General features: G+C 54.3%; 24 protein-coding genes and 5 tRNA genes. 5 read left to right on the top strand and 24 right to left on the bottom strand.

All coding sequences use genetic code 11. The features are described from left to right. The 3 genes from galK (at position 1) to gpmA (ending at position 3,142) form a co-directional block, all read left to right on the top strand. The gene (gene galK / locus FOY93_RS06790) at positions 1-1,149 is read left to right on the top strand and encodes a galactokinase (protein WP_136195363.1); all 1,149 of its coding nucleotides are present in this window, start codon (positions 1-3) and stop codon (positions 1,147-1,149) included. Continuing rightward, positions 1,143-2,183 (top strand): galactose-1-epimerase, encoded by a 1,041-nt coding sequence (galM, locus tag FOY93_RS06785; protein WP_143344843.1) that lies wholly within the window; start codon positions 1,143-1,145, stop codon positions 2,181-2,183. The genes galK and galM overlap by 7 nt, the downstream gene beginning before the upstream one ends. Before the next feature lie 206 nt (positions 2,184-2,389). Further along, complete coding sequence (gpmA, locus tag FOY93_RS06780; protein ID WP_023310804.1) at positions 2,390-3,142, top strand: 2,3-diphosphoglycerate-dependent phosphoglycerate mutase; 753 nt, start codon at positions 2,390-2,392, stop codon at positions 3,140-3,142. A 61-nt stretch (positions 3,143-3,203) separates the two neighbouring features. Here gpmA and aroG read toward each other — a convergent pair whose 3' ends face one another. After that, positions 3,204-4,256, bottom strand: a complete 1,053-nt coding sequence (gene aroG / locus FOY93_RS06775) for a 3-deoxy-7-phosphoheptulonate synthase AroG (RefSeq protein WP_008501110.1) — start codon at positions 4,254-4,256, stop codon at positions 3,204-3,206. A 304-nt stretch (positions 4,257-4,560) separates the two neighbouring features. Between aroG and FOY93_RS06770 the strand changes: the two genes are divergently transcribed. Together FOY93_RS06770 and zitB are read left to right on the top strand one after the other, a co-directional pair. Continuing rightward, positions 4,561-4,941 carry a protein YbgS gene (locus FOY93_RS06770; RefSeq protein ID WP_133295411.1) on the top strand — a complete coding sequence of 127 codons (381 nt, stop codon included), beginning with the start codon at positions 4,561-4,563 and terminating at the stop codon, positions 4,939-4,941. A gap of 106 nt (positions 4,942-5,047) precedes the next feature. Further along, a complete protein-coding gene (gene zitB, locus FOY93_RS06765) occupies positions 5,048-5,986 on the top strand; it encodes a CDF family zinc transporter ZitB (RefSeq protein ID WP_143344842.1) in 939 nt (312 codons plus the stop codon). On the opposite strand, the gene pnuC is transcribed toward zitB, so the two are convergent. The 23 genes from pnuC to sdhB form a co-directional block, all read right to left on the bottom strand. Next, positions 5,983-6,702: a nicotinamide riboside transporter PnuC gene (pnuC, locus tag FOY93_RS06760; protein WP_127730077.1), complete on the bottom strand. Its 720-nt coding sequence runs from the start codon at positions 6,700-6,702 to the stop codon at positions 5,983-5,985. The two genes, zitB and pnuC, sit on opposite strands and share 4 nt — an antisense overlap. A gap of 22 nt (positions 6,703-6,724) precedes the next feature. Then, a complete protein-coding gene (nadA, locus tag FOY93_RS06755) occupies positions 6,725-7,768 on the bottom strand; it encodes a quinolinate synthase NadA (protein ID WP_008501105.1) in 1,044 nt (347 codons plus the stop codon). A 191-nt stretch (positions 7,769-7,959) separates the two neighbouring features. Continuing rightward, positions 7,960-8,035: transfer RNA gene (locus FOY93_RS06750), tRNA-Lys, on the bottom strand. 31 nt (positions 8,036-8,066) lie between these two features. Then, positions 8,067-8,142: transfer RNA gene (locus FOY93_RS06745), tRNA-Lys, on the bottom strand. 41 nt (positions 8,143-8,183) lie between these two features. Beyond that, positions 8,184-8,259 (bottom strand) — tRNA-Lys (locus tag FOY93_RS06740). A gap of 3 nt (positions 8,260-8,262) precedes the next feature. Beyond that, a tRNA-Val gene (locus FOY93_RS06735) sits at positions 8,263-8,338 on the bottom strand. A gap of 127 nt (positions 8,339-8,465) precedes the next feature. Continuing rightward, positions 8,466-8,541: transfer RNA gene (locus FOY93_RS06730), tRNA-Lys, on the bottom strand. A 161-nt stretch (positions 8,542-8,702) separates the two neighbouring features. Beyond that, positions 8,703-9,497, bottom strand: coding sequence for a cell division protein CpoB (cpoB, locus tag FOY93_RS06725; protein ID WP_143344841.1), 795 nt, complete (start codon positions 9,495-9,497; stop codon positions 8,703-8,705). 9 nt (positions 9,498-9,506) lie between these two features. Further along, positions 9,507-10,028 (bottom strand): peptidoglycan-associated lipoprotein Pal, encoded by a 522-nt coding sequence (pal, locus tag FOY93_RS06720; RefSeq protein ID WP_003858578.1) that lies wholly within the window; start codon positions 10,026-10,028, stop codon positions 9,507-9,509. A gap of 35 nt (positions 10,029-10,063) precedes the next feature. Beyond that, entirely contained in the window at positions 10,064-11,356 is a 1,293-nt protein-coding gene (tolB, locus tag FOY93_RS06715) for a Tol-Pal system beta propeller repeat protein TolB (protein WP_008501103.1), read from the bottom strand. Positions 11,357-11,490: 134 nt separating this feature from the next. Beyond that, positions 11,491-12,759 (bottom strand): cell envelope integrity protein TolA, encoded by a 1,269-nt coding sequence (gene tolA, locus FOY93_RS06710; RefSeq protein ID WP_111964367.1) that lies wholly within the window; start codon positions 12,757-12,759, stop codon positions 11,491-11,493. A gap of 28 nt (positions 12,760-12,787) precedes the next feature. After that, positions 12,788-13,216 (bottom strand): colicin uptake protein TolR, encoded by a 429-nt coding sequence (gene tolR / locus FOY93_RS06705; RefSeq protein ID WP_003858589.1) that lies wholly within the window; start codon positions 13,214-13,216, stop codon positions 12,788-12,790. A gap of 3 nt (positions 13,217-13,219) precedes the next feature. Further along, the gene (gene tolQ / locus FOY93_RS06700) at positions 13,220-13,912 is read right to left on the bottom strand and encodes a Tol-Pal system protein TolQ (RefSeq protein ID WP_008501101.1); all 693 of its coding nucleotides are present in this window, start codon (positions 13,910-13,912) and stop codon (positions 13,220-13,222) included. Next, the gene (ybgC, locus tag FOY93_RS06695; protein ID WP_003858593.1) at positions 13,909-14,313 is read right to left on the bottom strand and encodes a tol-pal system-associated acyl-CoA thioesterase; all 405 of its coding nucleotides are present in this window, start codon (positions 14,311-14,313) and stop codon (positions 13,909-13,911) included. The genes tolQ and ybgC overlap by 4 nt, the downstream gene beginning before the upstream one ends. A 148-nt stretch (positions 14,314-14,461) precedes the next feature. Next, on the bottom strand, positions 14,462-14,752 hold the full coding sequence (gene ybgE, locus FOY93_RS06690; protein WP_008501100.1) for a cyd operon protein YbgE: 291 nt from the start codon (positions 14,750-14,752) through the stop codon (positions 14,462-14,464). Beyond that, on the bottom strand, positions 14,752-14,865 hold the full coding sequence (cydX, locus tag FOY93_RS06685; protein ID WP_003858598.1) for a cytochrome bd-I oxidase subunit CydX: 114 nt from the start codon (positions 14,863-14,865) through the stop codon (positions 14,752-14,754). Before cydX ends, ybgE begins: the two co-directional genes overlap by 1 nt. A gap of 14 nt (positions 14,866-14,879) precedes the next feature. Then, the gene (gene cydB / locus FOY93_RS06680) at positions 14,880-16,019 is read right to left on the bottom strand and encodes a cytochrome d ubiquinol oxidase subunit II (protein WP_048226125.1); all 1,140 of its coding nucleotides are present in this window, start codon (positions 16,017-16,019) and stop codon (positions 14,880-14,882) included. Positions 16,020-16,034: 15 nt separating this feature from the next. Beyond that, the gene (cydA, locus tag FOY93_RS06675; RefSeq protein ID WP_032638923.1) at positions 16,035-17,603 is read right to left on the bottom strand and encodes a cytochrome ubiquinol oxidase subunit I; all 1,569 of its coding nucleotides are present in this window, start codon (positions 17,601-17,603) and stop codon (positions 16,035-16,037) included. 732 nt (positions 17,604-18,335) lie between these two features. Then, positions 18,336-19,205: a succinate--CoA ligase subunit alpha gene (gene sucD, locus FOY93_RS06670; RefSeq protein WP_008501094.1), complete on the bottom strand. Its 870-nt coding sequence runs from the start codon at positions 19,203-19,205 to the stop codon at positions 18,336-18,338. After that, positions 19,205-20,371 carry an ADP-forming succinate--CoA ligase subunit beta gene (gene sucC / locus FOY93_RS06665; RefSeq protein ID WP_006809579.1) on the bottom strand — a complete coding sequence of 389 codons (1,167 nt, stop codon included), beginning with the start codon at positions 20,369-20,371 and terminating at the stop codon, positions 19,205-19,207. Before sucC ends, sucD begins: the two co-directional genes overlap by 1 nt. 83 nt (positions 20,372-20,454) lie before the next feature. Continuing rightward, positions 20,455-21,675 carry a 2-oxoglutarate dehydrogenase complex dihydrolipoyllysine-residue succinyltransferase gene (gene odhB, locus FOY93_RS06660; RefSeq protein ID WP_008501093.1) on the bottom strand — a complete coding sequence of 407 codons (1,221 nt, stop codon included), beginning with the start codon at positions 21,673-21,675 and terminating at the stop codon, positions 20,455-20,457. Positions 21,676-21,689: 14 nt separating this feature from the next. Beyond that, a complete protein-coding gene (gene sucA / locus FOY93_RS06655; RefSeq protein ID WP_133294003.1) occupies positions 21,690-24,497 on the bottom strand; it encodes a 2-oxoglutarate dehydrogenase E1 component in 2,808 nt (935 codons plus the stop codon). 219 nt (positions 24,498-24,716) lie between these two features. Beyond that, positions 24,717-25,433, bottom strand: coding sequence for a succinate dehydrogenase iron-sulfur subunit SdhB (sdhB, locus tag FOY93_RS06650; RefSeq protein WP_008501090.1), 717 nt, complete (start codon positions 25,431-25,433; stop codon positions 24,717-24,719). Positions 25,434-25,439 lie beyond the last annotated feature (6 nt).

Genomic DNA, 25,439 nt, shown 5'->3' with positions numbered 1-25,439 from the left:
ATGAGTCTGAAAGATAAAACACAATCCCTGTTTGCTGAGAAATTTGGCTACCCTGCCACCCACGTTATCCAGGCGCCAGGCCGCGTTAACCTGATCGGTGAACACACCGACTATAACGATGGTTTCGTGCTGCCGTGCGCCATCGATTACCAGACCGTTATCAGCTGTGCGAAACGCGACGACCGTAAAGTCCGCGTGATTGCGGCTGATTACGGTAATGAGACGGACGAATTTTCCCTCGATGCCCCAATTGTGACACACGACAGCCAGCAGTGGTCTAACTACGTGCGCGGGGTGGTGAAACACCTTCAGAAGCGCGACAAGAACTTTGGCGGCGCCGATTTAGTTATCAGCGGCAACGTGCCGCAGGGTGCGGGCTTAAGCTCCTCTGCGTCGCTGGAAGTCGCCGTCGGCACCGTATTCCAGCAGCTTTACCATCTGCCGCTGGACGGCGCGCAAATCGCCCTGAATGGTCAGGAAGCAGAAAACCAGTTCGTGGGCTGTAACTGCGGCATTATGGACCAGCTGATCTCCGCGCTCGGCAAAAAAGAGCATGCCCTGTTGATTGATTGCCGCTCGCTGGGTACCAAAGCCGTTCCCCTGCCAAAAGGCGCGGCTGTCGTCATCATTAACAGCAACTTTAAGCGCACGCTGGTGGGCAGCGAATACAACACCCGCCGCCAGCAGTGCGAAACCGGCGCCCGCTTCTTCCAGCAGCCTGCCCTGCGCGACGTGACGCTCAATGAATTTAACAAAGTGGCGCACGAGCTGGATCCGGTCGTCGCCAAACGCGTTCGTCACGTGCTGACGGAAAATGCCCGTACCGTTGAAGCCGCGTCCGCGCTGGCGAAAGGTGACCTGAAACGCATGGGTGAGCTGATGGCGGAATCTCACGCCTCCATGCGCGAAGATTTTGAAATCACCGTTCCGCAGATCGACACCCTGGTGGACATCGTTAAAGCCACCATTGGCGACAAAGGCGGCGTGCGCATGACGGGCGGCGGTTTTGGCGGCTGCATCGTTGCGCTGGTGCCAGAAGAGCTGGTTCCTGCCGTACAGGATGCCGTGGCGAAGCAGTACGAAGCCAAAACAGGCATCAAAGAAACCTTCTATGTTTGTAAAGCATCACAAGGAGCCGGACAGTGCTAAACGAAACACCTACACTCGCACCGGATGGTCTGCCGTATCGCCTGTTAACCCTGCGCAACAGCGCGGGAATGGTCGTTACGCTGATGGACTGGGGTGCTACCCTTCTTTCTGCCCGCGTACCGATGCCGGACGGCAGCGTGCGCGAAACCCTGCTCGGCTGCGCCTCGCCTGAGCAGTATGTCAATCAGTCCGCCTATCTGGGCGCGTCCGTTGGGCGCTATGCTAACCGCATCGCGAAGAGCCGTTTTGAACTCAACGGCGAGCAGTACACCCTGCTTCCTAGCCAGGGTGAGAACCAGCTGCACGGCGGGCCGGATGGGTTTGATAAACGCCGCTGGAAGATTGTTCGTCAAAACGACGGTGAAGTGCTGTTCTCACTGGATTCGCCTGATGGCGATCAGGGCTTCCCGGGGAACCTTACCGCGTCCGCGCGCTTTACGCTGACCGATGACAACCGTATCGCCATTGAATACCGCGCGAAGGTCGACAGGCCGTGTCCGGTCAACCTGACCAATCACGCGTACTTTAATCTGGATGGTAGCCAGTGCGACGTGCGTGAGCACAAGCTGCAGATCCTGGCGGATGCGTATCTGCCGGTTGACGAGATGGGCATTCCATATCAGGGCCTCAAAGACGTGAGCGGCACCAGCTTTGACTTCCGCAGCGCGAAAACCATCGCCCGGGATTTCCTGAGCGATGACGATCAGCGTAAGGTGAAAGGCTACGATCACGCTTTCCTGCTGCAGGCCAAAGGTGATGTGACGCAGCCTGCCGCGCAGGTCTGGTCTGCGGATGACAAGCTGCAGATGACGGTTTATACCACTGCCCCAGCCCTGCAGTTTTACTCAGGCAACTACCTCGGCGGCACGACGGCGCGCGAACACGATGAGTACAGCGACTGGCAAGGCCTGGCGCTGGAGAGCGAGTTCCTGCCGGACAGCCCGAACCATCCGGAATGGCCGCAGCCAGGCTGCGTGCTGCACCCGGGTGAAAAGTACGTGAGCGTGACGGAATACCATTTTATTCCACATTAATATTCAGCCCTCCCTCCGGAGGGCTTTTTTCTGCACGCCTTGCTGAAAATAGCGCCGATCGCAGACAAAATCATAACCCTGGATTCACAAGCATCTTACACTCAGAGACTATTTTCGCTATGGTTAGGCTTAAGCGTTGCTGCTGGCACGGCCACGGCAATATAATGAGAATTGTTATCATTCTAAAAATGCTTGAGGAGTAAGAGATGGCTATTACTAAGCTGGTCCTGGTGCGTCACGGCGAAAGCCAGTGGAACAACGAAAACCGCTTTACCGGTTGGTACGACGTTGATCTGTCCGAGAAAGGCGTAAGCGAAGCAAAAGCAGCAGGTAAACTGCTGAAGGAAGAAGGCTTCAGCTTTGATTTTGCTTACACCTCTGTGCTGAAACGTGCCATCCACACCCTGTGGAACGTGCTGGACGAACTGGATCAGGCCTGGCTGCCGGTTGAGAAGTCCTGGAAATTGAACGAACGTCACTACGGTGCGCTGCAGGGCCTGAACAAAGCGGAAACCGCTGAGAAATATGGCGACGAGCAGGTTAAACAGTGGCGTCGCGGCTTCGCAATCACCCCGCCAGAGCTGACCAAAGATGACGAGCGCTACCCGGGCCACGACCCACGTTACGCGAAGCTGACCGACGCTGAGCTGCCAACCACCGAGAGCCTGGCGCTGACCATCGACCGCGTTGTGCCTTACTGGAACGAAACCATTCTGCCACGCCTGAAGAGCGGCGAGCGCGTGATCATCGCGGCTCACGGTAACTCTCTGCGTGCGCTGGTGAAATACCTGGACAACATGGGAGAAGACGAAATCCTCGAACTGAACATCCCAACCGGCGTACCGCTGGTGTATGAGTTCGACGAAAACTTCAAGCCAATCAAACACTACTATCTGGGTAACGCAGAAGAGATCGCGGCGAAAGCAGCGGCTGTTGCGAACCAGGGTAAAGCGAAGTAATTTTCGCCAGACATAAAAAAAGCGCGGAGCCTTCCGCGCTTTTTTATTTGTGCCTGAGAATTCAGCCGCGGCGCGCTTTTACCGCATTTGCCAGCTGGCGCAGGATGGCGTCGGTATCGTCCCAGCCGATGCAGGCATCGGTCACGCTTTTGCCGTACACCAGCGGCTCGCTGCCTTCCAGGTTCTGGTTACCTTCAACCAGATGGCTTTCGATCATCACCCCAATCACCGCCTTCTCACCGCCGGCAATCTGCTGGCAGACGTCTGCACCCACTTCCATCTGCTTTTTAAACTGCTTGCTGGAGTTGGCATGGCTGAAATCGATCATCACCTGCGGCGGCAGTCCGGCTTTTTCCAGCCCGACTTTCACTTCTGCCACGTGTTTCGCGCTGTAGTTCGGCTCTTTACCGCCGCGCAGAATGATGTGGCAGTCACCGTTCCCGCTGGTGTTAACGATGGCGGAGTGACCCCATTTGGTCACGGACAGGAAGCAGTGCGGCGCACCAGCGGCGTTGATAGCATCAATAGCCACCTTAATGGTGCCGTCAGTGCCATTTTTGAAACCAACCGGGCAAGAAAGACCCGACGCCAGCTCGCGGTGGACCTGAGATTCAGTCGTGCGCGCACCAATTGCGCCCCAGCTCATCAGGTCCGCAAGGTATTGTGGCGTAATCATGTCCAGGAATTCACCGGCCGCAGGCAGGCCGCTGTCGTTGATCTCAAGCAGCAGCTTGCGCGCAATGCGCAGGCCGTCGTTGATCTGGAAGCTGTTATCCATGTGCGGGTCGTTAATCAACCCTTTCCAGCCAACGGTGGTGCGCGGTTTTTCAAAGTAGACGCGCATGACGATTTCCAGCTCGTCCTTCAGCTCTTCACGGAGGGTGAGCAGACGGGCGGCGTATTCTTTCGCGGCAGCCGGATCGTGAATGGAGCACGGACCAATCACCACCAGAAGACGATCGTCATTACCTTTCAGGATCTTATGGATCGCTTTACGAGCATGAGAAACCGTGTTTGCGGCATTTTCAGTGGCGGGGAATTTCTCAAGGAGCGCTACAGGAGGTAATAACTCATTGATCTCTTTAATGCGTAAATCGTCATTCTGATAATTCATCTTCGTTCCAGCTCTGCCATATCTTTAGTAATGAAAGCAATCCTTTCAATCTATCTTGTCGACCAGGAAGTGTAAACACGGTTTTACACTTCACGCAGATAATTCCTGGAATTCGCCTAAAAATTGCCACAAAATAGCGAAAAACGAGATCTAACCTAAGCTTTTTAACTGTAACAACCAATTTTACACCCTTAAACGCGATTCCCTACTGACGTAAGTCCGTAAGGCGGGATCTTTCGCCTCTGAAAAAGATGCACTGTTGGAGAATGTTATCCAGCGTAACGACACGAACAGGAGCACCATGATGAAAATGACAAAACTGGCAACCCTCTTCCTGACCGCCACCCTCACTCTGGCCAGCGGCAGCGTCCTGGCTGCGGAAACGGGCACCTCAGACAGCAACGGTGACGCCAATGCGGCTGCGGCAGCAGGCCAGCCCGCGCCTGATGCGAAACAGAATATCGCCCCGAATAATGTCGACAACAGCCAGATCAATACCGGCAACACCAACACCGGCGGCACCATGCTGCATCCAGACGGTAGCGGTTCCGGCACTATGAACCATGACAATATGAGTTCAGATGAAGTCCATAAGAACTCAATGTGCAAGGACGGCAAATGCCCGGACCCTAACGACAAAGTGGGTAGCGACGCCAATACCAAAACCGATGGCACTACCCAGTAATTTGTTATGAACCGTCAGAAAAAGGAGAGCTCAGGCTCTCCTTTCTTTTTGGAGTAACCTATTAAAAACGCTACACTAAAAACAATAACACATCAGGAAAGCAGACATGGCGCACTCCCATTCACACTCGCACTCATCCGGCAACGACAACGCTAAACGACTGATGCTGGCCTTTGGCGTCACGGCAACGTTTATGGTTATCGAGGTCATTGGCGGCCTGATTTCCGGCTCTCTGGCGCTTCTGGCTGATGCCGGACACATGCTGACCGATGCCGCCGCCCTGCTCTTCGCCCTGATGGCGGTGCAGTTTGCGCGTCGTCCTCCAAATGCGCGTCATACCTTCGGCTGGCTGCGACTGACCACACTGGCCGCGTTTGTTAACGCTATTGCGCTGGTGGTCATTACCATTCTTATCGTCTGGGAGGCAATACAGCGCTTCAGACACCCGCAGCCGATCGCCGGGGCAACCATGATGGTGATTGCCGTAGCAGGACTGTTGGCGAATATTCTGGCCTTCTGGATTTTGCACCGCGGCGGCGGGGAAAAGAACCTCAACGTACGCGCTGCGGCTCTGCATGTTATGGGTGATTTGCTCGGCTCAGTCGGGGCGATTGTCGCCGCGCTGGTGATCCTCTACACCGGCTGGACGCCTGTCGATCCGATTCTGTCCATACTGGTGTCGTGTCTAGTCTTGCGCAGCGCCTGGCGGCTGCTGAAGGAGAGCGTGAATGAACTGCTTGAAGGGGCGCCAGCTTCCATGGATATCGACGAGCTGAAGCGCAACCTGCGCCGTTCAGTCCCGGAAGTACGCAACGTTCATCATGTTCACGTCTGGCTGGTGGGAGAGAAACCGGTCATGACGCTGCACGTCCAGGTGATCCCCCCTCATGACCACGATGCGCTGCTCGATCGCATCCAGCACTTCCTGGAACATCACTACGACATTAGCCATGCCACCGTTCAGATGGAGTATCAGCCCTGTAGCGGACCGGACTGCCACCTTAACGAGGCGCAGTCCGGTCATTCACATCATCATGACCACTAGCCGGAAAGCGCGTGAGAGCCTCGCTCGCGCGCGCTGTTAATCCACATCCGGCTGCCGTTCAGCGCGATGAAGGTCAGCAGCAGATATTCCAGCGACATCGCATAGACGCCCTGCAGGGCGAAGATCGCCACGCTAATCACGTTGATGATGACCCACAGCAGCCAGTTCTCAACGTATTTACGGGTCATCAGAATCATCGCTGCAATCGACAGCACCATCATGCAGGAATCCCAGAACGGGAAAGCATCCGGCTGGAGTTCTGGCATCGTTACGTTCATGCCGAGGCCGGACATGACCGAAACGGCAACGCGGGTCAGGAAGGCAAACACCGGGTTGATGTAAACGGTCATTAAGCCAATGGCCACCACGCAGGCGACGAACCAGGCGATGGCTTTCGGCAGGGGCAGCCAGCGGATCTGCAGCTCGGCCTCCTGCTGGCTGTTCTGACGCGACCAGGCATACCAGCCGTAAATATTGGCAGCAAAGAAGAACAGCTGCAAAAGCAGGCTGGCGTACAGCTGGATCTGGAAGAAGATAATCGCAAACAGCGTGACGTTAATCAGCCCGAACGCGTAGTTGCTGATCTTCTCCAGGCTTGCCAGCCAGATACAGAGTAATCCCGCCAGCGTGCCAACGGCCTCGATCCATGACAGGTCATAGCCACCTGTACCAATCGGTATATGAACCAGAATGTTATGTGTGCTAAAAAAATCCATCTTTTCCCCGGGGCGTTTTGAATTAAGTACGTAGTGTAGCCGCAAAATCCAGCATGCGGTTAAGCGGAATTAACGCGCCTTCACGCAGGGCGGCATCCACATGGATTTCATGCGCCGCACCACCGGTTTCTAACCCCTCGGCAATCGCTTTCAGGCCGTTCATCGCCATCCACGGGCAATGTGCACAGCTGCGACACGTTGCGCCCTCGCCTGCCGTTGGCGCTTCAAGAAGCTCTTTCTCCGGTACGGCCTGCTGCATCTTGTAGAAGATACCGCGATCGGTCGCCACGATAAGCTGCTTGTGAGGCAACGTTCTGGCAGCGTTGATAAGCTGGCTGGTGGAACCCACGGCATCCGCCATGTCGACGATCGACTGCGGAGATTCAGGGTGAACAAGAATGGCTGCGTCAGGATAAAGCGCCTTCATGCGCGCCAGCGCCTGGGTCTTGAACTCGTCATGAACGATACAGGCGCCCTGCCAGCAGAGAACATCAGCACCCGTCTGCTTCTGGACATAATTGCCGAGATGGCGATCGGGCGCCCAGATAATTTTCTCGCCCAGGCTATCCAGATGTTCAATCAGTTCAACGGCGATACTCGATGTGACCACCCAGTCTGCACGCGCTTTTACGGCCGCAGAGGTGTTAGCGTAGACCACCACAGTCCGGTCAGGATGGGCATCACAGAAGGCCGTGAATTCGTCAATCGGACAGCCGAGATCCAGGGAACACTCCGCGTTAAGCGTGGGCATCAGAATGGTTTTTTCCGGGCTCAGGATCTTTGCCGTTTCGCCCATAAAACGCACACCGGCAACCAGCAGCGTGGAAGCGGGATGTCGTGCACCGAAGCGCGCCATCTCCAGTGAGTCAGAAATGCAGCCCCCGGTCTCTTCAGCCAGCTGTTGAATTTCCGGGTCGGTGTAGTAATGGGCCACCATTACCGCATCGCGCTCTTTAAGAAGACGTTTGATCTTCTCGCGGTAGAACTGCTTTTCGTCCTGGCTCAGCGGGACAGGCTTTGGCGGAAACGGATAGATTGCGGCTTCAGGATCAAACATCACACTCATTATGGCTTCTCGTTTTACGGGCTTAACAATATTGCCTTTCATTTGCCTGACATAGCAAAACGCGTGGCAATTGTGTTTTGTATACTAAACAAGATAGCGAATCTGGAGTGAAAAGTCACCGGGAATAGATGGGCGGAGCATTTGTTGTCCCGCAGATAGCAAAAAGGCGCCTTTAGGGCGCCTTTCTACACTGGTGGGTCGTGCAGGATTCGAACCTGCGACCAATTGATTAAAAGTCAACTGCTCTACCAACTGAGCTAACGACCCCTTGCGGGATGTACTGCAAATTTATTCAGGCTGGTGGGTCGTGCAGGATTCGAACCTGCGACCAATTGATTAAAAGTCAACTGCTCTACCAACTGAGCTAACGACCCATTCGGGTGTTGCCTGAATTATCACTCGGCACCAATAAAATTGGTGGGTCGTGCAGGATTCGAACCTGCGACCAATTGATTAAAAGTCAACTGCTCTACCAACTGAGCTAACGACCCGAGTGGTGGGTGATGACGGGCTCGAACCGCCGACCCCCTCCGTGTAAAGGAGATGCTCTACCAACTGAGCTAATCACCCACTCTGTACTGCCGGAACTGCGTTAAGTGGTGGGTCGTGCAGGATGACTCGGCTTCGCCTCGCCCTACGGGCCGTTGCTGACGCAACGTTATCCTTCACGTTTTACTACTACTTCCACCTGACTTAGTGGTGGGTCGTGCAGGATTCGAACCTGCGACCAATTGATTAAAAGTCAACTGCTCTACCAACTGAGCTAACGACCCACTTTTATGCTGTTTTCACGTTGTTTGATATCCCGTGGCAACGGCGGCATATATTACTGATTTAAGAATTCTGCGCAACAAAAATTTCGATGAAGATCACTTAACTGCTTAGTAATCATGCTGCACGACCAGAAATAACGCGATTTCTGGTCATGCGATAATCATCCCATCGAATTCAGACGTTTTTGCGCCTGCTTAGCACCTTCGGTGCCCGGGAATTTAGAGACCACCTGCTGATAAACCGCTTTGGCTTTCGCAGTGTCGCCTTTGTCCTGCATGATGACGCCCACTTTGTACATCGCATCAGGCGCTTTTGGCGATTTCGGGTAGTTTTTTACCACGGAGGCAAAATAAAACGCCGCATCGTCCTTTTTACCCTTGTTGTAATTCAACTGACCGAGCCAGTAATTGGCATTTGGCTGATAAGTGGAATCAGGGTATTTCTTAACAAAGTTCTGAAACGCAGCAATCGCGTCATCCTGACGAGATTGATCCTGCACCAGGGCAATAGCCGCATTGTAGTCAGTATTCGCGTCACCGCTCTGTACAGGCGCGCCTGTTGAGGCTGAAGCATCAGCAGATGGCGCTGGCGCAGACCTCGCAGCACCGCTCTGATCGCCTGCGGCTGGCTGTGCTGCTGCACCACCGCTGCTCAGGCTATCTATCTGCAACAAGATTTGCTTCTGACGTTCCACAACCTGGTTAAGCTGATACTGGCTTTCCTGAATCTGACCGCGGAGAGAGTCAATATCATTCTGGTTATCGGAAAGTTGTTGCTGGAGTTGGGTTAAAAGCTGGCTATGAGCGTTAGAAATACGCTCGAGTTGAGTGACCCGGTCTTCTACCGAGCCTGAGCCGACACTACTGATTGGTGCCTGAGCAAAAGCGGCCCAGGGGGCCGCTATTCCAACCAGTAACGACAGACTCAACAGATGATGTCTGAAGTTACTGCTCATGCAATTCTCTTAGTAAACCAGTACGGCACGACGGTTTTTGGAGTAAGCCGCTTCGTCGTGACCCAGTACTGCAGGTTTTTCTTTACCGTAAGAAACGATGGAGATCTGGTCAGCAGAAACGCCTTTACCCTGCAGGTACATTTTAACAGCGTTAGCACGACGTTCACCCAGGGAGATGTTGTACTCTGGGGTACCACGTTCGTCCGCATGACCTTCTACGGTGACTTTGTAAGATGGGTTGCTACGCAGGAAGTTAGCGTGCGCATCCAGCATCGCAGCGAAGTCAGAACGGATGTCGTATTTATCCAGATCGAAGTAAACGATGTTGTTCTGCTGCAGCTGCTGCATCTGAAGACGCGCTTGCTCTTCAGAAGACATGTTGCCATTGCCGTTCGCGTCCATACCGGTGCCGGCACCCATCATGCCTTCGCCGCTCTGGTCATTGCTGGCGTTCTTGTTAGAAGAACACGCTGCGATTGCCATTACAGGCAGAGCGATCATCAGCCCCTTCAGCACTTTGTTCAGTTGCATTTCTATGATTCCTTTAGTAATCAATTAATTATTATTTACAGATACGGCGACCAGGCAGGTGATTTTACCTGTCCATCAGTTGCCGGAATACGCGCTTTGAAACGCCCATCTGTAGAAACCAGATTCAGCACAGATCCCATCCCCTGAGAAGAGCTGTAGATTACCATCGTGCCGTTAGGTGCCAGACTTGGCGTTTCATCCAGGAACGTTGACGACAGAACTTGAACGCCACCCGCTACCAGATCTTGTTTGGCAATGTGCTGCTGCCCACCGTTGGAGCTCACCATTACCATAAATTTACCGTCGCTGCTCACGTCTGAGTTCTGGTTCTGCGAACCTTCCCAGGTAATACGCTGCGGAGCACCGCCGTTGATGTTGACTTTGTAGATTTGTGGACGGCCGGCCTGGTCAGAAGTAAACGCCAGGTTTTGGCTGTCCGGGAACCATGAAGGTTCAGTGTTGTTGCTGCGACCGTCGGTAACCTGACGGATCTGACCAGAGCCAATATCCATCACGTACAGGTTCAGGCTACCGGTTTTTGACAGCGCAAAGGCCAGTTTAGAGCCGTCCGGAGAGAACGAAGGCGCACCGTTGTGACGTGGGAACGACGCTACCTGACGAACAGCACCGTTTGCCAGCGTCTGGATAACCAGCGCTGAGCGGCCGCTTTCGAAGGTTACATAGGCCAGTTTAGAACCGTCCGGAGACCAGGCTGGAGACATCAGCGGCTGTGAAGAACGTTTCACCAGGAACTGGTTGTAGCCGTCGTAGTCAGATACGCGCAGTTCGTACGGGAACTGACCACCGTTGGTCTGCACCACGTACGCGATACGGGTACGGAACGCACCTTTAATGCCGGTCAGTTTTTCAAATACCGCATCGCTGGCAGCATGTGCAGCATAGCGCAGGTATTGCTTAGTGACCTTGTAAGAGTTCTGTGCCAGAACGGTACCCGGTGCACCGCCGGTATCCACCAGCTGCCAGGCAACGTTGTAAGAGCCGTCCGGGTTAGGCGTAACCTGACCCACAACCACGGCATCAATACCCAGCGCAGACCATGCTGCAGGCTGTACTTCCTGCGCGCTACCCGGCTGCTGAGGCAGACGAGAACGATCTAACGGGTTGAATTTACCGCTGTTACGCAGGTCAGCCGCCACGATGCCACCGGCATCTTCAGGCGCAGCGCCAGGACCTGCCCACTGGAACGGAACAACACCGATTGGGCGCGCCGAGTCCACCCCCTGGGTGATCTCGATACGTACTTCTGCGTGCAGTACTGCTGCCCACAGCATTAAAAAACTAAATGCTACACGTAATGCCTGCTTCATCATATCTCCCTTATCCGGGTAACCTTACCCACGATAATTTAGCAGAATGTTAACAAACTCAAATAGACAAAACTACCAGAACCCTGTGACTAAACCTGGTCTATTTTTCCCCGTTTGCACGGGGAAAATGTAACTTAAGGTTTGAAGTCCAGCGGCGCATTTTTGAAGACTTCGTAAACAGCCTGAGACGGCGGTTTAGGCATCTTCGCCTGACGCGCTGCAGCCAGGGCCGCAGTACATAAAGCCGGGTCGCCACCTTCAGACTTGATATCCAGCAGCATGCCGTCCGGAGCCAGTTTTATACGCAACGTACACGTTTTACCGGTATAGGAAGACGCATCATAGAATCGGCTTTCAATAGCGGATTTAATCTGCGCGGCATAACCGTTGATTTCAGCCCCTGTCGCACCGTTACTCTTAGTGTTACCACTTCCCGTCGGCGCTGCGTTGTTTCCTTTCGCCCCACCGCCCGTTTTCGGTGCATTCTTACCTGAGCTCAAATCGCCCAGCAGATCGTCAACCCCTGCGGCAGCAGCGGCTTTTTCAGCGGCGGCAGCCTTTTTAGCTGCCGCTTTTTCAGCAGCAGCTTTCTTATCGGCAGCGGCCTTCTCAGCTGCAGCTTTTTTGTCCGCAGCGGCTTTTTCGGCGGCTGCAGCTTTTTCTGCCGCGGCTTTTTCTGCAGCCGCTTTCTCAGCAGCAGCCGCTTTCTTCGCAGCCTCGGCAGCAGCTTTCTTCTCTGCTTCCTGAGCGGCTTTCTTCGCGGCTTCCGCTTCGGCTTTCTTCTGAGCATCGGCAGCGGCTTTCTTCGCGGCTTCCGCTTCAGCTTTCTTCTGGGCATCAGCAGCGGCTTTCTTCGCGGCTTCCGCTTCAGCTTTCTTCTGAGCATCAGCAGCGGCTTTCTTCGCCGCTTCTGCCGCTAATTTTGCCTGGGCATCAGCCTGTGCTTTCGCGTCCGCTGCGGCTTTAGCTGCCGCCTCTTCCGCCTGCTTTTGCTGTTCCTGTGCTTTCTTCGCGGCCTCTTCGGCTTGTTTCTGCTGCTCTGCCTGCGCTTTCGCGGCTTCCTGCGCCTGCAAACGTTCCTTCTCAAGCTGCTTCAGACGCTCCTGCTCTGCGGCCTGCTTTTCACGCAGTTCTTCCGCCTGCTGTTGCGCCTGTTTTTCACGCTGCTCTTCAGCCCGTTTGGCACTCGCCTTCTGCTGTTGTTCGCGATTATAGTTCTGTACTACCGCACCGGGATCCACCATCACGGCGTCAATGGAAGACCCTCCACCGCCGCCGGCTGATGCATCAATATGCTCGTCGAACGAACTCCAGATCAGCGCTGCAAAGAGAATCACGTGCAGCACTGCGGAGACGATTATCGCTCGCTTAAGCTTGTCGTTCTGTTCGGTTGCCTTTGACACTATCGGTTCCCAAAAACTACGCGGATGATCAAATAGGTTGGGTCATTAAGCCAACTGACTTAACACCCGCACTATGTAGCAAGTTCAGCGCTTTAATAATTTCATCGTAGGGTACGTCTTTTGCGCCACCGATTAAGAAGACCGTTTTCGGATTTGACTCCAGACGACGCTGCGCTTCAGCAATAACCTGCTCAGGCGGCAGCTGATCCATACGATCTTTCTCTACTACGACGCTGTATTGCCCTACGCCGGAAACCTCAATGATAACCGGAGGATCGTCATTGGTGCTCACCGCCTGTGATTCTGTCGCATCCGGCAGATCCACTTCCACGCTCTGGGTAATGATTGGCGCTGTTGCCATGAAGATCAGCAGCAGTACCAGCAGGACATCCAGCAGTGGAACGATATTGATTTCGGACTTGAGCTCGCGACGACCTCGTCCACGCGATCTGGCCATGGTTTACCCCTTGTTGCTCTCGGTGCTGGTAAACGCCTGACGGTGCAGAATCGCAGTGAACTCTTCCATAAAGTTGTCGTAGTTCAGTTCCAGTTTGTTCACGCGCTGGTTCAGACGGTTGTAAGCCATAACCGCAGGAATTGCCGCAAACAGACCGATAGCGGTCGCAATCAGTGCTTCAGCGATACCCGGTGCAACCATCTGCAACGTCGCCTGCTTCACCGCGCCCAGCGCGATAAAGGCGTGCATGATCCCCCACACGGTACCAAACAGACCGATATACGGGCTGATGGAGCCGACAGTGCCGAGGAAAGGAATGTGCGTTTCAAGGTTTTCCAGTTCACGGTTCATAGAGATACGCATCGCACGCGAGGCACCTTCCACCACCGCTTCAGGCGCATGATTGTTTGCACGATGCAGACGAGCAAACTCTTTGAAACCGCTGTAGAAAATTTGCTCGGAGCCGGTCAGGTTTTCACGGCGTCCCTGGCTCTCCTGGTACAGACGAGAAAGCTCAATACCCGACCAGAACTTATCTTCAAACGCTTCAGCTTCACGGCCGGCGGCATTGAGGATACGCGTTCTCTGGATGATGATGGCCCAGGATGCGATTGAAAAACCAATCAAAATCAACATGATAAGTTTAACCAGAAGGCTTGCCTTCAGGAACAAATCAAGGATATTCATGTCAGTCACTGCTTAAACTCCGCGACAATAGACTTAGGAAGCGCACGAGGCTTCATTATGGTTGGATCAACACAAACAATCAGTACTTCAGCTGAGTTCAGTACGGTATTCTCTGCGTTGACTATCCGCTGCGTGAAAACCAGTGAGGTCCCACGCATTGATGTAATTTCAGTTTGGACTTCGAGCATATCGTCGAGTCTGGCAGGCGCAAAATACTCAAGCGTCATCTTGCGTACCACGAAGGCAACTCGCTCAGCCAACAGAACCTGTTGACTAAAGTGATGATGGCGCAGCATCTCTGTGCGTGCCCGTTCATAAAAAGCAACGTAGCTGGCGTGGTAAACCACACCACCGGCATCGGTATCTTCGTAATAGACACGAACCGGCCATCGAAACAGCGTTGTATTCACTTTACATCCCGGTAATGCAACAAAAGTTAGAGCTTTTAAACTTCGCTACTATACGCGCGGGAAAGAGGGTTGGGAATGGGGGAAAGTAAACGGAGAGTAAATTTTTATGGGCTCGGGTAAGCCCATAACGTTAACGGACATTTCTTATTCAGAAGAAGAAGAAAATCAAACCGGCGAGAAGCACCAGATCGGCAATCAGCGGGCAGAAAATTCCCTGCCAGTGAACGGCTTTCGGACGAAAGCCCACGCCGTGGATCACACCTGCGCACACCGCCCACATAATAAGGAAGCCGTGCCAGATTTCAAGCTCGCTGGTTTTCGCTGCAAAGCGCGAAGGGTCCCAGAAGATACAGCCTGCCAGCAGTAATGCCATCACTAAAGAAAGCGCCCGTAACGGGCGCTTATCCATTACCGCGTAAAGTTTCGCGATAATATTCATCAGTGTTTTTCTTCACCCGCTTTGGTCGCTTCAACGTGCTCAAGCGCCAGGGCAGTGATGACACCAAATGCACAGGCAAGAAGCGTCCCTAAAATCCATGCGAAATACCACATATTCAGCTCCTTACTTAGTACATAGAGTGGGTGTTGCTTTCGATATGTTCTTTCGTGATGCGACCGAACATTTTCCAGTAGCACCAGATGGTGTAGGCCAGAACGATCGGAACGAACACACAAGCAACATATGTCATCAGGTTCAGCGTCATATGGCTGGACGTTGCATCCCACATGGTCAGGCTAGCATTCAGCATGGTGCTGGATGGCATGACGAACGGGAACATCGCAATACCCGCCGTCAGGATGATGCACGCCAGGGTCAGTGATGAGAACACGAACGCCAGAGCGCCTTTCTCCAGACGAGACGTCAACACGGTCAGCAGCGGCAACAGCACGCCCAGAGCCGGGATCGCCCACAGCACAGGGGTATTGTTGAAGTTCACCAGCCATGCGCCAGCCTGACGAGCCACTTCTTTGGTCAGCGGGTTAGACGGTGCAGTGTGGTTGATTGCAGAGGTCACCACGTAGCCATCAATGCCGTACACCACCCACACGCCGGCCAGCGCGAAGCAAACCAGCGTTACCAGCGCAGCAACCTGAGCCGTCGCGCGAGAACGCAGGTGCAACTCGCCCACGGTACGCATCTGCAGATAGGTTGCGCCCTGAGTGATGATCATCGCCACGCTCACTACGCCGGCCAGCAGACCAAACGGATTCAGCAGCTGGAAGAAGTTACCGGTGTAGTAAAGACGCATGTATTCGTCCAGGTGGAACGGTACGCCCTGCAGCAGGTTACCAAACGCCACGCCGATCACCAGCGGTGGAACGAAGCTACCGATGAAGATGCCCCAGTCCCACATGTTGCGCCAGCGGGTATCTTCAATCTTCGAACGGTAGTCGAAACCGACCGGACGGAAGAATAAAGAGGCCAGCACCAGAATCATCGCCACATAGAAACCGGAGAACGCAGCCGCGTAGACCATCGGCCAGGCAGCGAACAGCGCGCCGCCTGCGGTGATCAGCCACACCTGGTTACCGTCCCAGTGCGGGGCGATGGAGTTGATCATGATTCGACGCTCGGTGTCATTACGACCGAGGAAACGGGTGAGCATCCCCACCCCCATGTCGAAACCATCCGTGACGGCGAAACCGATCAGCAGAACGCCGACCAGCAGCCACCAGATAAAACGCAATACTTCATAATCGATCATTTGATGACTCCTGTCTTAGCGTGCCGGCTGAGTAGTCGCAGTGGACTGCTCGTAGTGATAGCGACCGGTTTTCAGGCTGCTTGGGCCAAGGCGCGCGAACTTGAACATCAGGAACAGTTCAGCCACCAGGAACAGGGTGTACAGACCACAAATCAGCAGCATGGAGAAGATCAGGTCGCCTGCGGTCAGGGACGAGTTCGCCACCGCCGTTGGCAGTACCTCACCGATCGCCCATGGCTGACGGCCATACTCCGCAACAAACCAGCCGGACTCAATTGCGATCCACGGCAGTGGAATACCGTAAAGCGCGGTGCGCAGCAGCCATTTTTTCTCGCCGATGCGGTTGCGAATCACAGACCAGAAGGACGCCGCAATGATCAGCAGCATGATGATGCCGCAGCCCACCATGATACGGAATGCGAAGTACAGAGGCGCAACGCGTGGAATCGAGTCTTTGGTTGCCATCTGGATCTGCGCTTCCGTCGCATCAGAAACGTTCGGGGTATAACGCTTCAGCAACAGGCCATAACCCAGATCTTTCTTCACGTCGTTAAACTGGTCGCGGACGGTCTGGTCTGTAGAGCCAGCACGCAGCTGTTCCAGCAGCGAGTAGGCTTTCATACCGTTACGAATACGCTCTTCGTGCTGAACCATCAGCTCTTTCAGACCCGTCACCTGCTTATCAACAGAACGAGTGGCAATGATACCCAGCGCGTAAGGAATCTGAATGGCAAAGCGGTTTTCCTGCGCGTCCTGATCGGGAATACCGAACAGCGTAAAGGCAGCAGGCGCCGGCTGGGTTTCCCATTCGGCTTCGATGGCGGCCAGTTTGGTTTTTTGCACGTCACCCATTTCGTAACCGGATTCATCACCCAGAACGATAACAGAGAGGATGGCAGCCATACCGAAGCTTGCAGCGATAGCAAAGGAGCGCTTAGCAAACGCGAAGTCACGACCACGCAGCATATAGTAAGAACTGATGCCCAGCACAAACATCGCGCCGCACACGTAGCCAGAAGCGACGGTGTGAACGAATTTAACCTGAGCAACCGGGTTCAGGACCAGCTCGGCAAAGCTGACCATCTCCATACGCATGGTTTCGAAGTTGAAATCAGACGCGATAGGGTTCTGCATCCAGCCGTTCGCAACCAGGATCCACAGCGCGGACAGGTTCGAACCTAATGCCACAAGCCAGGTCACCGCCATATGCTGGACTTTACCCAGACGGTCCCAACCGAAGAAGAACAGACCTACAAAGGTGGATTCGAGGAAGAATGCCATCAGACCTTCAATGGCCAGCGGCGCACCGAAGATATCCCCTACATAGTGGGAATAGTAAGACCAGTTAGTCCCGAACTGGAACTCCATGGTCAAACCGGTTGCCACGCCCAGTGCGAAGTTGATACCAAACAACTTGCCCCAGAACTTGGTCATATCTTTATAAATCTGTTTGCCGGAGAGAACGTATACCGTTTCCATAATGGCCAGCAGGAACGCCATACCGAGCGTCAGTGGCACAAACAGGAAGTGGTACATCGCGGTCAAGGCAAACTGTAAGCGCGACAGTTCGACTATATCTAACATCATGACTCCTTGCTCATCGCATGAAGACTCCGAGAGTGGACCCCGTCAGAAAGAGATCCACACGCATGCCCCAATACAAATTATTCGCATCCTTGTCGTCGTTATTACCCTGAGGGAGGATAAAAACGATGACGTGAGGTTACAAATACGTTAATAAAAAACTCAAATTGATCCCGCAAATATAATACGCTGCAAAACCCTTACAATAAACAGGTTTTTATTGAATCACATTTACGTTTTTCGACGGCGATCAATTTATAGCAAAATTACCACTTTTCGGCCATTTTGATCGGGAACAATTTAGCGCTTTTCAGCGCCTTTTTCCAAGGATTAAACATTGATTTAAATCAAAAACAATTCTTAATGTTAATTGTGTTTTGATGTGGTGAACATGGTAAAAACCATGTTAAAGATATGTATATGAAATACAATTAAGGTTATCGAATCGACGGATGAATATAAACAGAAGTGATTTTTATTAACTCAGTTACGCTTAATGACTGATTTATTCAGGACATAAATTTTAGTGCGTTTTTTATTTTTTTCCATCTGCTCTCTTAAAGGCAAATAAATAACAATTATTTTACTTTTACATCCTCTCTAATTAACACCCAATTGTGACTATTGCATGACGCCCGGCAGGCAATAAAAAAGGCCGCTTTACAGCGGCCAACCATGTCGAAACGGACATTTTTATACTGCAACGCCCCCCTTTCGGGGAGCAGAGAGGACTTACTTAATGATGGATTTCAGTGCTTCGCCGATATCCGCCAGGCTGCGAACGGTTTTCACGCCTGCGGCTTCCAGCGCTGCGAATTTCTCATCAGCCGTACCCTTACCACCGGCGATGATCGCGCCTGCGTGACCCATACGCTTGCCTTTCGGCGCAGTCACACCCGCGATGTAGCCCACAACTGGCTTGGTCACGTGTTCTTTGATGTAAGCAGCCGCTTCTTCTTCCGCGCTACCACCGATCTCACCGATCATCACGATCGCTTCGGTCTGTGGATCTTCCTGGAACAGCTTCAGGATGTCGATGAAGTTAGAGCCCGGAATCGGGTCACCGCCGATGCCCACGCAGGTGGACTGGCCGAAACCGTAGTCGGTGGTCTGCTTAACCGCTTCATAGGTCAGGGTACCGGAACGGGACACGATGCCCACTTTACCCGGTTTGTGAATGTGGCCCGGCATGATGCCGATTTTGCATTCGCCCGGGGTGATAACGCCTGGGCAGTTCGGGCCAATCATACGCACGCCAGCTTCATCCAGCTTCACCTTCACGGTCAGCATATCCAGCGTCGGGATGCCTTCGGTGATGGTGATGATCAGTTTGATGCCTGCGTCGATCGCTTCCAGAATAGAGTCTTTGCAGAACGGTGCCGGAACGTAGATCACGGTCGCGGTGGCGCCCGTCGCTTCTACGGCTTCACGCACGGTGTTAAACACCGGCAGGCCCAGGTGGGTGGTGCCGCCTTTACCTGGCGTAACACCGCCAACCATCTGCGTACCGTAGGCAATTGCCTGTTCGGAGTGGAAAGTCCCCTGGCTACCGGTGAAGCCCTGGCAGATAACCTTGGTATCTTTATTAATTAAAACTGACATTATTTCCCCTCCACTGCGGCAACAACCTGCTGAGCTGCATCCGTCAGACTTTTCGCTGCAATAATATTCAGGCCGCTGTCAGCCAGTTTTTTCGCGCCGAGTTCAGCGTTGTTACCTTCCAGACGCACAACCACCGGAACGTTAACACCCACTTCTTCTACCGCACCGATGATACCGTCGGCGATCAGGTCGCAACGTACGATGCCGCCGAAGATGTTAACCAGAACGGCCTTCACGTTGTCGTCAGAGAGAATGATTTTGAACGCTTCGGTTACGCGCTCTTTGGTTGCGCCACCGCCTACGTCGAGGAAGTTTGCTGGCTCACCGCCGTGCAGCTTAACGATGTCCATGGTGCCCATTGCCAGGCCCGCACCGTTAACCATGCAGCCGATGTTGCCGTCCAGCGCCACGTAGTTCAGTTCCCACTGCGCAGCCTGTGCTTCACGCGGATCTTCCTGAGACTGGTCGCGCATTTCGCGCAGATCCGGCTGGCGGAACAGCGCGTTGCCGTCAGCGCCCAGCTTGCCGTCGAGGCAGATCAGATCGCCCTGGGTGGTGATCACCAGTGGGTTGATCTCGATCAGCGCCAGATCGCGCTCCAGGAAGATAGTTGCCAGACCCATGAAGATCTTGGTGAACTGCTGAACCAGTTTACCTTCCAGGCCCAGCTTGAACGCCAGCTCGCGACCCTGGTAAGGCATTGGGCCTGCCAGCGGATCGATAGCCACTTTGTGGATCAGGTGCGGGGTTTCTTCCGCCACTTTTTCGATTTCCACGCCGCCTTCGGTAGACGCCATGAACACCACGCGACGGGAGCTACGGTCAACAACCGCGCCCAGATAAAGTTCTTTCGCGATATCGGTCGCCGCTTCCACCAGGATCTGGTTAACCGGCTGGCCGTTCGCATCTGTCTGGTACGTTACCAGACGCTTGCCGAGCCAATGTTCAGCAAACGCACGAATCTCTTCTTTGCTCTTAACAACCTTCACACCGCCCGCTTTACCACGGCCACCAGCGTGAACCTGACACTTAACTACCCAAGGGCCGGAACCGATTTTAGATGCGGCTTCTTCTGCTTCACGCGGGGTAGTACAGGCATAACCCACCGGAGCCGGTAAGCCATACCGGGCAAACAGCTGTTTGGCCTGATATTCATGTAAGTTCATGTGTTCTATCCATCCTTCAGGTAATCGTTAGGTCGTGCTTTTATTGGCCCGGCAGCCATACGCCGCCGGGCAAGACTGCAAAACTAGACGTCCAGCAGCAGACGGGTTGGATCTTCCAGCAGCTCTTTAATCGCAACCAGGAAGCCCACGGACTCGCGGCCGTCGATCAGGCGGTGATCGTAAGAGAGCGCCAGGTACATCATTGGCAGGATCTCAACTTTACCGTCTACCGCCATAGGGCGATCTTTGATGGCATGCATACCCAGGATCGCGCTCTGCGGCGGGTTAATGATCGGGGTAGACATCAGCGAGCCGAATACGCCGCCGTTGGTAATGGTGAAGTTACCGCCGGTCAGGTCATCTACGGTCAGCTTGCCGTCGCGGCCTTTCACGGCCAGCTCTTTAATGTTCTTCTCGATGTCAGCCATACCCAGGGTATCCACATCACGCAGAACCGGCGTTACCAGGCCGCGTGGAGTAGAAACCGCCATGCTGACGTCGAAGTAGTTGTGGTAAACCACGTCATCGCCATCGATGGACGCGTTCACTTCCGGATAGCGTTTCAGCGCTTCAACTACCGCCTTCACGTAGAAGGACATAAAGCCCAGACGGATACCGTGACGTTTTTCAAACGCATCACCGTACTGCTTGCGCAGGTCCATGATTGGCTTCATGTTCACTTCGTTGAAGGTGGTCAGCATCGCGGTAGAGTTTTTCGCTTCCAGCAGACGCTCGGCTACGCGTTTACGCAGGCGAGTCATCGGCACGCGTTTTTCGCTGCGGGCACCCAGTGCAGGCTGCGCTGCTGGCGCCGCCGCAGGGGCTTTCGCTTCGGCCTGAGCAGGCGCTTTCGCCAGATGCTTGTCGATGTCTTCACGGGTCAGACGGCCGCCCACACCGGTGCCTTTAATGGCTGCCGGGTCGAGGCTGTGTTCCGCCAGCAAGCGACGGATCGCCGGGCTGAGAGCGTCGTTAGACTGCTCTTCCAGAGAAGCCTGCTGGCGCTGCGCTGGCGTAGAGGCTTTCTCTTCAGATTTTGCGCTGGACTCTTTGCCCGCGCTGTTGCCTTCACGCAGGCGACCCAGGATCTGACGAGAGGTGACGGTAGTACCTTCATCTTCCAGCACCGCGTCCAGAACGCCATCCGCCGAAGCCGGTACTTCCAGTACCACTTTGTCAGTTTCGATTTCTACCAGCACTTCATCGCGCTTAACGGCATCGCCTGGTTTTTTGTGCCAGGTAGCGACGGTCGCATCTGCTACGGATTCAGGCAGGTCGGGAACAAGAATATCTACGCTACTCATTATGTATCCTTTAATTAATCGACGTTCAGCGCGTCATTGACCAGATCTTGTTGCTGCTTCTGGTGAACGGACATATACCCTACCGCCGGAGAGGCGGAGGCCGGGCGACCTGCATAACGCAGGGCTGACCCAAATGGAATCACTTCACGGAAATGATGCTGGCTGCAGTACCATGCGCCCTGGTTAAGCGGCTCTTCCTGGCACCAGACAAAATCATGAACGTGAGCGTACGGTTTCAGCGCTTCCTGCACCGCCTGGTGCGGGAACGGATAAAGCTGTTCGATACGCACGATGGCGACATCTTTCTGATCGTTCTTACGGCGCTGTTCCAGCAGGTCGTAATAAACCTTACCAGAACACATCACCACACGCTTCACGGCCTGCGGATCCAGCTCGTCAATTTCACCGATGGCCGGCAGGAAGGTGCCATTTGCCAGTTCATCCAGGCTCGACACAGCCAGCGGGTGACGCAGCAGGGACTTCGGCGACATCACCACCAGCGGACGACGCATACCGCGCAGCGCCTGACGACGCAGCATGTGGTAGACCTGCGCCGGGGTGGACGGCACGCAGACCTGCATGTTCTGCTCGGCGCAGAGCTGCAGATAACGTTCCAGACGCGCGGAGGAGTGCTCCGGCCCCTGACCTTCATAACCGTGCGGCAGCAGCATTACCAGACCACACATACGGCCCCACTTCTGCTCGCCGGAGGAGATGAACTGGTCGATAACCACCTGCGCACCGTTAGCGAAGTCACCGAACTGCGCTTCCCAGATGGTCAGGGTGCGTGGTTCAGCGGTGGCATAACCGTATTCGAAGGCCAGTACCGCTTCTTCAGACAGCACGGAGTCCCAGACCTTGAACTGGCCTTGACCGTTGTGCACGTGCTGCAGCGGGGTGTAGGTTGAACCGTTGGACTGGTTGTGAACAACCGCGTGACGGTGGAAGAAGGTCCCACGGCCCGCATCTTCGCCGGACAGACGAACAGGAATGCCTTCGTCAACCAGCGTTGCGTAGGCCAGCGTTTCCGCGCCGCCCCAGTCGAACAGCTTCTCGCCTGCCGCCATGGCCTGACGGTCAGCATAAATTTTCGCCACGCGAGACTGCATCTCGATAGCGTCCGGCACGGTGCTGATGCGTTTAGCCAGCTCCTGCAGGCGCTTCATCTCAACCTTATTCGGGTAGCTCTCATCCCACTCGTGGTTGAGGTACGGCGACCAGGTAAAGGAGTGCATGTTCATCGGACGCAGCTCTTTCACTACGCATTCGCCCGCATCCAGCGCGTCGCGGTAGAGGTTGACCATTTCGGTCGCATCTTCCAGCGTCGCCACTTTGTCGCCTTCCAGCTTGTCAGCATAGATTTTGCGCGGAGTCGGGTGTTTTTTGATTTTCTGATACATCAGCGGCTGGGTTGCACTTGGCTCATCCGCTTCGTTGTGGCCGTGACGGCGGTAGCAGAAGAGGTCAATGAACACATCGCGTTTGAAGGTATTACGGAAGTCCAGAGCCAGACGGGTCACGAAAGCCACGGCTTCCGGGTCATCCGCGTTAACGTGGAAGATCGGCGCCTGCACCATCTTACCGATGTCGGTGCAGTACGGGGTAGAACGCGCGTCCAGCGGGTTAGAGGTGGTGAAGCCCACCTGGTTGTTGATCACGATGCGAACGGTACCGCCCACTTCATAACCACGCGCTTTGGACATGTTCAGGGTTTCCTGCACCACGCCCTGCCCTGTTACCGCCGCATCACCGTGGATGGTAATTGGCAGAACTTTATTGCTGCTTGGCTCGTCCAGACGATCCAGACGCGCGCGCACGGAACCGATAACCACCGGGCTGACGATTTCCAGGTGTGACGGGTTAAACGCCAGCGCCAGGTGAACCAGACCGCCTTCGGTTTCGATATCCGACGAGAAGCCCATGTGGTACTTCACGTCGCCGGTGCCGAGGTGTTCTTTATGTTTGCCCGCGAATTCGTCGAACAGGTCCTGCGGTTTTTTACCCAGCACGTTGACCAGCACGTTCAGACGACCACGGTGCGCCATGCCCAGCACCACTTCACGGGTGCCGCTCTTGCCTGCATGACGAATCAGCTCTTTCAGCATCGGCACCAGGGCGTCACCGCCTTCCAGCGAGAAGCGTTTTGCGCCCGGGAACTTCGCGCCCAGATAGCGCTCAAGGCCTTCCGCTGCGGTCAGTTCGCTGAGGAAGCGTTTTTTCTCGTCAGCCGAGAAGGTCGCGTGGCCCGCTACGGATTCGATGCGCTGCTGGATCCAGCGCTTCTCTTCGGTAGAGGTAATGTGCATGTATTCCGCGCCGATGGAGCCGCAGTAGGTTTGCTTGAGCGCGTCAATCAGATCGCCCAGCTTCATCGTGTCTTTGCCGATGGCAAAGGAACCTACGTTAAAGCTTTCCTGGAAATCGGCCTCGGTCAGATCGTGATACGCCGGATCGAGATCGGCCACACGGTCTTGTTTCCACAGTCCCAGCGGATCGAGATTCGCATGCTGGTGACCACGGAAGCGATAAGCGTTGATAAGCTGCAGGACTTTAACCTGCTTCGCATTGGTGTCAGGGTCGGAAATCGCAGAAGAGTAACGTGAGGCATCCTTCGCCAGACGACGGAAATAATCACGTGTTTTGGAATGGAATTGATCCGGTTTGACCCCTGTACCAGGCAACTGCTGGAACATGGAACGCCAGTTTGCGTCCACTGAGTCAGGATCGGTTAAGAAGTCTTCATAGAGCTGTTCTATCCAGCTCTGGTTGGCACCAGAGAGGTAAGAAGAGTCCAGCCAGGCTTTCATTGCGCCGTTCTGCATCGTGATCCCTTAAGCATTTTTATGCTTACTTTCGCCGTAGAAACTACCACGCACACCACGTGTACGTGCCGGGGTTCACCTGCGAGCTCTTTGTGGCCCGCGAAGGAACCTTTAGAAACTGTCTAGACTTCAGGGCAGTTTTTAAAGGTTTCTGCAATCTATGCCCTCTCCCTGTGGGAGAGGGGTAAGGCGAGGGGAACAGCGCTCCCCTCTCACTACTTACGCACTGCGCTGCAGCAGCATCGACTTAATATGGCCGATGGCGCGCGTCGGGTTCAGACCCTTCGGACACACACTGACGCAGTTCATGATGCTATGGCAGCGGAATACGCTGAAAGCGTCGCTCAGTCCTTCCAGACGGCTGTCGGTTTCGGTGTCGCGGCTGTCGATCAGGAAGCGATAGGCAGCCAGCAGACCGGCCGGACCGATAAACTTGTCCGGGTTCCACCAGAACGACGGGCAGGACGTTGAACAACATGCGCAGAGAATACACTCGTACAGACCATCGAGTTTTTCACGCTGCTCAGGAGACTGTAAGTGCTCACGAGCCGGTGGATTTTGCCCATTATTCAATAAGTAAGGCTTAATCTTCTCATATTGTGCATAGAATTGCCCCATGTCTACCACCAAATCACGCACGACCGGCAGGCCTGGCAGAGGACGGATAACAATTTTCTGACCAGGACGCTGCAACGCCGATATTGGCGTGATGCAGGCCAGGCCATTTTTGCCGTTCATGTTCACACCGTCAGAGCCACAAACCCCTTCACGGCAGGAGCGGCGGAACGACAGCGTTGGATCTTTTTCTTTCAGCTGGATTAAGGCATCCAGCAGCATCATGTCGCGACCTTCTTCCGCTTCCAGGGTGTAGTCCTGCATGCGCGGAGCGTCATCAACATCCGGGTTATAACGATAAACTGAGAATTCGAGTTTCATTATCCT

It is taken from the genome of Enterobacter sp. 18A13 (assembly GCF_007035975.1).
Taxonomy (GTDB): Bacteria; Pseudomonadota; Gammaproteobacteria; order Enterobacterales; family Enterobacteriaceae; genus Enterobacter; species Enterobacter vonholyi.
This window is presented reverse-complemented; position numbering and strand designations above follow the sequence as displayed.